Source organism: Candidatus Cryptobacteroides sp. (genome assembly GCF_056207615.1).
Window position 1 is genome coordinate 1 of the sequence record NZ_JBAEER010000087.1, and the last position, 9,026, is coordinate 9,026.

Annotated in this window: 6 protein-coding genes and 1 riboswitch; of the genes, 3 read left to right on the top strand and 3 right to left on the bottom strand. The window is 55.4% G+C overall.

Annotated elements, in window-relative coordinates; all coding sequences use genetic code 11:
- The first annotated feature begins 192 nt into the window (after positions 1–192).
- Positions 193–323: riboswitch (FMN riboswitch) on the top strand.
- Positions 324–422: 99 nt separating this feature from the next.
- Together AC06ND_RS05355 and AC06ND_RS05360 are read left to right on the top strand one after the other, a co-directional pair.
- Positions 423–2,768, top strand: coding sequence for a TonB-dependent receptor (locus AC06ND_RS05355; RefSeq protein ID WP_475677963.1), 2,346 nt, complete (start codon positions 423–425; stop codon positions 2,766–2,768).
- A gap of 79 nt (positions 2,769–2,847) precedes the next feature.
- A complete protein-coding gene (locus AC06ND_RS05360) occupies positions 2,848–4,302 on the top strand; it encodes an MFS transporter (RefSeq protein ID WP_475677964.1) in 1,455 nt (484 codons plus the stop codon).
- Between the two features lie 131 nt (positions 4,303–4,433).
- Here AC06ND_RS05360 and AC06ND_RS05365 read toward each other — a convergent pair whose 3' ends face one another.
- Positions 4,434–5,897: a DUF1846 domain-containing protein gene (locus tag AC06ND_RS05365; RefSeq protein ID WP_475677965.1), complete on the bottom strand. Its 1,464-nt coding sequence runs from the start codon at positions 5,895–5,897 to the stop codon at positions 4,434–4,436.
- Positions 5,898–6,242: 345 nt separating this feature from the next.
- Positions 6,243–7,412 (bottom strand): MalY/PatB family protein, encoded by a 1,170-nt coding sequence (locus tag AC06ND_RS05370; RefSeq protein WP_475677966.1) that lies wholly within the window; start codon positions 7,410–7,412, stop codon positions 6,243–6,245.
- Between the two features lie 153 nt (positions 7,413–7,565).
- Between AC06ND_RS05370 and AC06ND_RS05375 the strand changes: the two genes are divergently transcribed.
- Positions 7,566–8,414 (top strand): SPFH domain-containing protein, encoded by an 849-nt coding sequence (locus AC06ND_RS05375; protein WP_475677967.1) that lies wholly within the window; start codon positions 7,566–7,568, stop codon positions 8,412–8,414.
- A gap of 39 nt (positions 8,415–8,453) precedes the next feature.
- Here AC06ND_RS05375 and AC06ND_RS05380 read toward each other — a convergent pair.
- Positions 8,454–9,026 (bottom strand): ketopantoate reductase family protein (locus AC06ND_RS05380; protein ID WP_475677968.1); only part of this gene is annotated, 573 nt, incomplete at its 5' end.

The window sequence follows — 9,026 nt, forward strand, 5'->3', positions numbered from 1 at the left end:
CAGACCAGATGTTTGCCGCCAGCTTCCTTCAGATTCCACCTCGTGATGGACACCTTTGCCTTTGGCTGTAACCTTCCCACTATCAGGGCGGTTTGGGGACTTTCACCCGTTAGAGTACGTTCGTGCTGGACGAACAATGAATGGGAAATCCGGGCAAATGCCTTGATTTCCCATTTTTCTTATATATTTGCAAAAAATCTTCAGGGTCGGGTGAAATTCCCAACCGGCGGTATAGTCCGCGAGCCTGATCGACGTTCTGTCGTGATGGTTGAGCCGTTGAAACTACGGCACCGACGGTAAAGTCCGGATGGAAGAAGATGGTTCTCTCTCAGTCCATGGCCTGGGAGAGGCATGTTCAAACATACATAAACAGCCCTGTCAGATTGTACTACGATTGTATAACCAATAGTTACAACTGACTTATGCTATTAAAGTCCTTATCACTTCTCTACGTGGTAGCTTCGCTTTCGGGTGCACAGATGCCCCAGGACACCACGAAGAACCTTGCACTCGACGAGATCACTGTGTCCGCCAGAGTCGCAGACAAGCGCAATTCATCCCTCCGTCTGGAGAACATCGACAAGCAGGCCATCAGGACCGAAGCTCCGGGCAGGACATTTCCCGAACTGATCAGGAACGTCCCGGGAGTCTACGCGAGCTCCGAGAGCGGCAGCTTCGGTGATGCCAAGATCAACATCCGAGGCTTCAAGCAGGAGAACATCTCCGTCCTCCTCAACGGCATCCCTATCTCCGGTCTCACTTCCGGAAGCATGTACTGGAACAACTGGATGGGCCTTTCCGACGCTGCGGCATCGATTCAGGTCCAGAAAGGAATCGGCAACTCCATGCTCAGCGACAACTCCGTCGGCGGCACCATCAACATCATCACCGACCAGCCCGGCGGAGACGCTCTCGCCGAGGTCAGCTACTATGGCACCGGATATGGGACCAACGGCATCGGGCTCACCCTCAACAGCGGACTCGGGAAGAAAGGATGGGCATTCAGCTCCACCTTCTCGCACAACTGGGGACGCAGCTACGTGGACTGCACCGACCTGAGCACATGGTCCTTCTACGCCTCCCTCACCAAGGTCTTCAGCGACCGCCACTCACTGAACCTCACCGCACTGGGATCACCGGAGAAACATTCCCAGCGCTCGCAGAGACTCAGCTATGCGGAAGTCGAGAAGTATGGCATCTCATACAACAAGAACTGGGGATGGGACACTGACGAGAAGGGGAACAGGTACGCAAGGACCCTCTCGAGGAACAACTATTTCAAGCCTTACATCACCCTCACTGACTCATACAGGTTCTCGATGGCCAACGGCCGCAGCGTAAAGCTCTCTTCCACCGCTTACCTCGCCCTCGCGAACGGCGGTGGCTACTACACCGAGAGCAAGGGACGCCGTATCGCGTCGATGATGGACCAGGACGGCCAGATCGACTGGGCTGCGGTCAGGGAGCTGAACGCGAGCTCAGCAGCAGCGATGAACATCATGTCGGACTATCAGGCGGGCCACACCCAGGCCGGTCTGAGGAGCAGCGCGCTCATCGAGCTGGGCAGGAACTTCACTCTCGACGCCGGTCTCCATTACCAGTTCTACGGCACATGGGAAAGGGAGGTTATCACCGACCTCCTCGGTGCGGAATATTGGTATGAGGACTATGAGAAGAGCTCGCTTGCCGGCCTCGCGGGAAGGAATCCGATGAAGACCGTCGGCGACTATGTACGCACCCACAACGGCAGGAATCAGCACTACGGCACCCTCTACGCGATCGCCAGCTACGATTCCGAGAAGATCTCGGCGACACTCGGAGCCTCTCTCAGCGGAACCGTGCTGAGGAAGTGGGACAAGTACAACTATGTCGAGGATGAGGCATTCAGCAAATGGGCAGGAAGACCGGGCGGAAGCCTCAAGGCCGGCGTCCTCTACAAGATCACCCGCGGCACGGCGATCTTCGCGAACGGAGCCGTCTACACCCGCGCACCTTATTCAAACGTATTCTTCTCCAGCGGTAGCAACGAAGTAGCGAAGGACATCGTGAACGAGAAGAACTACCTCGCGGAGCTCGGCATCAGGCAGTCCGGCGCCAAGTACAGCATCGAAGCCACCGGATACCTCGCGTACTGGCAGGACAAGTCACTGATGAGCGCATCATACAAGACTGTGGACATCGACCCGTTCAAATATATGGTCAAGGGCCTCGACGCCCTCCACTACGGATTCGAGATCGAGGCCGGCTATTCCCCTATCCGCGCCATCAGGCTTGACGCATTCGCTTCGATCGGCAGCTGGAAATGGAAGAACGACGTATCCGCCATCCTCTATGACCCGTACACCATGCAGGCGGCAGGTGAAATCAATGTCTATGCGGACGGCCTCCATGTCGGAGACGCACCTCAGACCCAGGTCGGAGCATCGGCAAAGGCCCATTTCCTGAAATATCTCACCGCCATGGTGGAATGGAACTACAATGACAGGCTATGGGCGGACTTCGACCCTGTGGGAAGGACCAATCCGGACGACAGGAGCGACTCCTACCGCATCCCGGCGTACCACCTTCTGAACGCCTCGCTCAGCTGTGACTTCGCGTTCTGGAAGATCAGCGGCTCGATTTTCGTCCGCGGCACCAACCTTACCAACGCCCTCTACATCGAGAGGAGCAAAGACGGATCTGCCCATGACCGCGACAGCTTTACCGGATATTGGGGCAACGGACGCAGCGTGACCTTCGGTGTCAGAGTTGGCATGAGGATGCGCTAGGTCGAAAATCATCCTGCGCGGTTGGGCAACTCCCACGAAAAATTGCTATACTTGTAGGATAAACCACATCTTTACGAACATGTCAACCCAGAAAAAGCTGATGACCGACTGGCGCTGGTGGATCTGCTCGCTGCTCTTCGTGGCGACGACCGTGAACTACCTCGACCGCCAGGTACTCTCGCTCACCTACAAGGAGTTCATAGCACCGCAGTTCGGATGGACCGACGCAAACTATGGAACCATCACATCCTTCTTCTCATTCTTCTATGCCTTCATCTGCCTCTTCGCAGGTAGGTTCATCGACTGGATGGGAACCAAGAAGGGCTACCTCATCGCGATCGGAATCTGGTCTGCAGGTGCCTGCATGCACGCCCTCTGCGGTGTCGGCACGGGCCTCATCGTGTCCAGGACCGCTCTTGCCGTATCGACGGTGTCCGTGTACCTCTTCCTCCTCTGCCGCGGCATTCTTGCGCTCGGAGAGTCGGGCAACTTCCCTGCTGCGATCAAGGTGACCGCCGAATACTTCCCTAAGAAGGACCGCGCGTTCGCAACCTCTATCTTCAATGCAGGTGCGTCCGTAGGTGCGCTCGCAGCTCCGCTCTGTATTCCTGTACTCGCAAAAACCTTCGGCTGGGAGATGGCATTCATCATCATCGGTGGACTCGGATTCGTATGGATGTTCTTCTGGATCTTCATGTACGAAAGCCCGGACAAAAGCAAGCATGTCAATGCCGCCGAGCTCGAATACATACGCCAGGACGACGCAGCTGACGCTAGCGGTTCCAAGGATGCTTCGGACGCATCTGCAAGCACCGAGTCTGCCGGCACCGAGTCTCAGGTCACAGAGAAGGCGATTCCATTCCTGAAATGCTTCACCTTCCGCCAGACATGGGCCTTCATCGTCGGCAAGTTCTTCACCGACGGCGTATGGTGGTTCTTCCTCTTCTGGGCACCGGCATATTTCCATGACCAGTTCAACGCACCTGCGTCATCACCGCTCGGACAGGGACTCATCTTCACTCTCTACGCGATCGTGACCGTCGTCTCCATCATCGGCGGCTACCTTCCAAAGGTCTTCGTGGACAAGAAGGGAATGGACCCATATTCGGGCCGCATGCTCGCGATGCTGATCTTCGCGTTCTTCCCTATCGCCGCACTCTTCGCGCAGCCGCTCGGAATGGGCACCGGATCTCCATGGTACCCGGCCATCCTCATCGGACTCGCAGCCGCAGGTCACCAGGCATGGAGCGCAAACCTCTTCTCGACCATCGGTGACATGTTCCCGAAGAGCACCATCGCGACCATCACCGGCATCGGAACCATGCTCGGAGGCGTGAGTTCGATGCTCATCCAGTGGATTGCCGGAAACCTCTTCACATACGCGGAGAACGCTGGAAGCGCCTTCCACTTCATGGGCTTCGAAGGCAAGCCAGCGGGCTACTTCATCGTTTTCTGCTACTGCGGAGTCGCATACCTCATCGCATGGATCATCATGCGCACCCTCGTCCCTCATTACAAGCAGGTCGAGGCGTAAGGATGCCTCTGGTTTGGTCGAGCACAACGCATTGATATACAGCGCATTACCATGAGGACGGCTCCCCCGCACGGGGGAGCCGTCCTCATATTAAAGCATTGCTGGTCAGTAATTTACAACCTGCGCAAGAATCAGATCTTTCTTACAGGATCGCAGGTAAGGCCGATGCCGAGCTTCTTGTAGATCTTGCGGTCGACCTCGCTGAGCATCACGGTCGAATGCACCTGGCAGCCGTAGAGCTTAGGGAGCTGCTCGAGAGCCTTTGCGCAATCCTGATCCTCTTTGCTGAGAACAGAGAGAGCCACGAGAACTTCGTCGGTGTGGAGACGAGGGTTGTTGCCATGGAGGTAGCTGACCTTGGTCTTCTGGATAGGCTCGATCATTGACTCTGGGATGAGCTTCTTCGCATGGTCGATGCCGGCGAGATGCTTCATCGCATTGATCAGGAGCGCTGCGCTCGGACCGAGGAGCGGACTCTGGGAAGCGGTGATGATGCTGCCGTCATTGAGCTCGATGGCAGAAGATGCCAGACCTGTGAGGTCCTTCCTGTCGCGGGCTGCGACCGTGGTCCTGCGGTAGTCGGTGCTGATCTTCGCCTGCTGGAGGTTGAGATTGATCTTGTTGACCTCGCTGTCGTTGCTGCTGCCGAGAGCAAGTCCGTTGAGCGCGGTGTAGTAGCGACGGATGATCTCGTCACGTGCAGCATCGCAGCATGCGTCCTCGTCTGACATGCAGAATCCGACCATGTTCACGCCCATGTCGGTAGGAGACTTATATGGGTTCTCCCCGTAGATGCCCTCGAAGATTGCGTTGAGCACAGGGAAGATCTCGATGTCACGGTTGTAGTTGATGGCTATCTTTCCATAAGCCTCGAGGTGGAACGGGTCGATCATGTTCACGTCATTGAGGTCGGCGGTAGCAGCCTCGTACGCGATGTTGACAGGGTGCTTGAGAGGGAGATTCCACACTGGGAAAGTCTCGAACTTAGCATATCCTGCCTTCACTCCCCTCTGGTGCTCCTGATAGAGCTGGCTGAGGCACACTGCCATCTTTCCGCTGCCAGGGCCAGGTGCAGTCACGACTACGAGCGGACGCGAGGTCTCGACATAGTCGTTCCTTCCGAAACCCTCGTCAGAATCGATGAGGGCGACGTTGTTAGGATAGCGTTCGATGGTGTAGTGATAGTACACCTTGATGCCGAGTCGCTCGAGCCTCTGGCGGTAAGCCGCGGCACTGGACTGGCCATTGAAATGGGTGATGACGACTCCACCTACATAGAGGCCACAGCTCTCGAACTCACCGCGGAGCCTGAGGATGTCCTCGTCATAGGTTATGCCAAGGTCTGCGCGCATCTTATTCTTCTCGATATCGAGCGCGCTGATGACCTGTACGACCTCAGCTTTGTCGCTGAGTGTCATGAGCATACGAAGCTTACTGTCAGGCTGGAAACCCGGCAGCACGCGGCTCGCATGATGGTCGTCGAATAATTTACCTCCGAACTCGAGGTAGAGCTTGTCTCCGAACTGCGCGATGCGCTTAGTGATCTGTTCGGACTGGATCCTGAGATATTTCTCGTTGTCAAAACCGTATTTCATACGGACTACAAAATTACGAAAAACGATTTTTTCTCGCAAAAAAATCGGCACCCCGCACCGAACTTTTTCGACACCTTAATATAGCGCATGGGGCGGGACAAAACAAAATACGCCGCGGAGTTTGTATCACTCTGCGGCGTTAAAAAACTATTCACAATGATTCGTCGTAGGCTGTCGTTGCCAAGCTTTCACAACACACTCAGTAAAACTAAAACACACACTTACTTTCTCTCGCACAAATCTCTCGCACGTCAATCCCAACCTTCGTCGGGCGGGGTGCACACAACAAATCATCTGCAAAATAAGCTATTTCTCTTCGAAAAAGCAACAGTCCGGCGCAAAAAATCACATTTTCGACGCTGAGACTATCTGATCTATAGCCTGTACCATCATCGACCTAGGACAAGCCACATTCATTCGCATATAGCCCTCGCCCGAAGGACCGAACATCGCACCGGAATTCATCGCAATATGGGCCTTGTCCGCGAAGAAACGGATCAGCTCGTCCTGACTCAGACCCATCGCACGGCAGTCGAGGAACACCAGGAAGCTGGCCTGCGGTCTGATCGGCACGATCTGTGGGCACTCGGCAGCAAAACGCTCGCAGAGAAGGTCTATGTTACCCTGGACATACTCGAGCATCTGGGACTTCCATTCCTGACCGACCTCGCTATAACAAGCCTTGACGCAGTCGAAGGCGAGAAGGTTGCCGAGGTCCATGTCGCTGCCATGGATGTAGCCGAACATCTTGCTGCGGAGGTCGGCATCCAGCACTATCGCATGCGCTGCGACTATGCCCGGGAGGTTGAAGGTCTTGGTCGGAGCCTGGAGGGTGATGGAGATTCGGCGTGCAGCCTCGCTCACCGATGCAAACGGCACATGCTTCCTGCCGTCGAAGAGCATGTCGCAGTGAATCTCGTCGCACACGACGATGACCCCTTCCCTATCGCAGATCTCCGCGATCCTGCGCAGCTCATCCGCGGTCCAGCACACTCCACCCGGGTTATGAGGATTGCAGAGAACCATCATCTTGCAGCCCTTGATGTCCCTCTCGAACACCTCGAAATCGATCTCAAAATTGTCCTTGCCCCTGCGGAGCGAGCTCATCACCACCTCCCTGTCGTTGGCCTGCGGCACGAGGCGGAAAGGATGGTACACCGGCTCCATGATGAGTATCCTGTCGCGCTTTTCCGTGAATGCCAGCATCGCCATGTAGATGCCGCTCACGACGCCCGGGATGTAGTTGATCATCTCGCGCGTGATCTCGAGTCCATACTGCTCGCTGTTCCACCTGCATATCGCCTCATAGTATTCCTTCGACGGGCAGGTATATCCGAGGATACCCTGCGCGAGGCGCTTCTGGATGGTCTCGAGTACGAAATCCGGGGTCCTGAACTCCATGTCCGCGACCCACATCGGAAGGACGTCAGTCCTGCCGCATATATCCATCAGATACTCGTGCTTGTAGCAGTTGGTCCCCTCGCGGGAGATTATCTCATCAAAATCGTATTTCATCGGTATTCGGTAATTAGAAATGTCTCTTACAAAGATACTCCTTTTCTTCTGTAATTATTTCTAAAATTCTGCGTCAAATACACAAAAAAGCCTATCTTTAGAAGGCAAAAAACAGAACCGTATGGAAACAAATTCAACTTAACACATATCATCATGGCAACACCAGCATTCAAAATCAGGAAAGGCGCAGTGACGTCAATCATCGTCGCGGTCTTCTCCATCGTGGTAATGGCTTCATGCTGTACCACCATCGACTCGGCTTCGGTCGGCATCCGCTTCAAGAAGTGGTCGGCGAACGAGAACCTCAGGGGCGGTGTGGAAGGTACCTGCCGCGGATGGGTATGGTTCAACCCGATCACCGAAGAGATCTTCGAGTACCCAACCTACATCCAGCGCGTCACCTATGATCCGTTCACCGTCAACCCTAAGGACGCAGCGATCTTCTCGATGACCCCTACCCTCGCATACCAGATCAACGAGGACATGGCGACCGAGATCTTCATCAAGTACCGCAAGCCTGTCGGAGAGCTTGAGCTCGGATACATAAAGACGTGTATCTTCGAGGCATACCGAACATGCGCGAACAACTACACCTCAGACGAGCTGATGGCGAACCGCGCGAAGTTCGAGGCCGAAGTGAGGGCAAGGCTCGACGAATCGATGAACCGTGAAGGCTTCATCGTCCGCGAGTTCACCACGAAGATCGACCCACCTGCTTCCCTCACCGAAGCAATCAATGCAAAGAACGAGGCTGTACAGAATGCATTGAAGGCGGAGAACAAGGTGAAGGAGGCGGAAGCAGAGGCGAAGATCGAGATCGCGAAGGCCGAGGGTGAAGCCCAGGCCCTCAAGATCAAGGGAGACGGAGAGGCATACTACAACAGGGTGGTATCCGCATCTCTCAACGCTCTCCTCGTACAGCAGTACGCTATCGAGAAATGGGACGGCAAGCTCCCTACCTACTCGGGAAGCAACACCACACCTTTCATCAACATCAAGTAAATCAGAGAGGCGGGCCCTTGGGGCTCGCCTCTCTGTATTCTAGAACAACTTCAGATTCTCGAAGGATGGGGTCAGGAGGCCGTCCTCGCACTTGTGGAGGATCTCGACGACCTTGTCGTTCATCGGCGTAGGGCAGCCGACCTTGCGGCCGAACATGCTCACGACACCGTTGATCGCATCCACCTCGCACTTCTTGCCCTTCTCGAGGTCCTGCAGCATGCTGGCCTTGATGAGCGCATGCTTCTTGATCGCGATAGGGATGATGAAGAAGGAGATGGCCTTCTTGACAGGATTGCCATAGTCGAGCAGCTTGACGATGTCCTTACCCTGGACAGGCTCGATCCTGATGCCGCCCTTCGCGCACACGTCGATGCACTCCTTGATGAGCAGCTGCACTATGCGCCTCGACTCCTTTGGACCCGCAGCCTCACCGAAGGTACATCCGAGCACCGCACTCATTCCAGAGAACGCGGCATTGATGAGAAGCTTGCTCCAGCGCGAGCCGATGAAATTGTTGTCAAGCACGCATGGGCCCATGAGCTCGAGCATGCGACGGACCTCCTGCAGATGGTGGCTCGGATTGGCGGACAACGAACCGAGAGAGAAGGTCAG

Bases quoted from the DNA above. Each gene is read 5' to 3' on its own strand.
- AC06ND_RS05355 (WP_475677963.1), top strand. From the start codon at position 423: ATGCTATTAAAGTCCTTATCACTTCTCTACGTGGTAGCTTCGCTTTCG.
- AC06ND_RS05360 (WP_475677964.1), top strand. From the start codon at position 2,848: ATGTCAACCCAGAAAAAGCTGATGACCGACTGGCGCTGGTGGATCTGC.
- AC06ND_RS05365 (WP_475677965.1), bottom strand. From the start codon at position 5,897: ATGAAATACGGTTTTGACAACGAGAAATATCTCAGGATCCAGTCCGAA.
- AC06ND_RS05370 (WP_475677966.1), bottom strand. From the start codon at position 7,412: ATGAAATACGATTTTGATGAGATAATCTCCCGCGAGGGGACCAACTGC.
- AC06ND_RS05375 (WP_475677967.1), top strand. From the start codon at position 7,566: ATGGCAACACCAGCATTCAAAATCAGGAAAGGCGCAGTGACGTCAATC.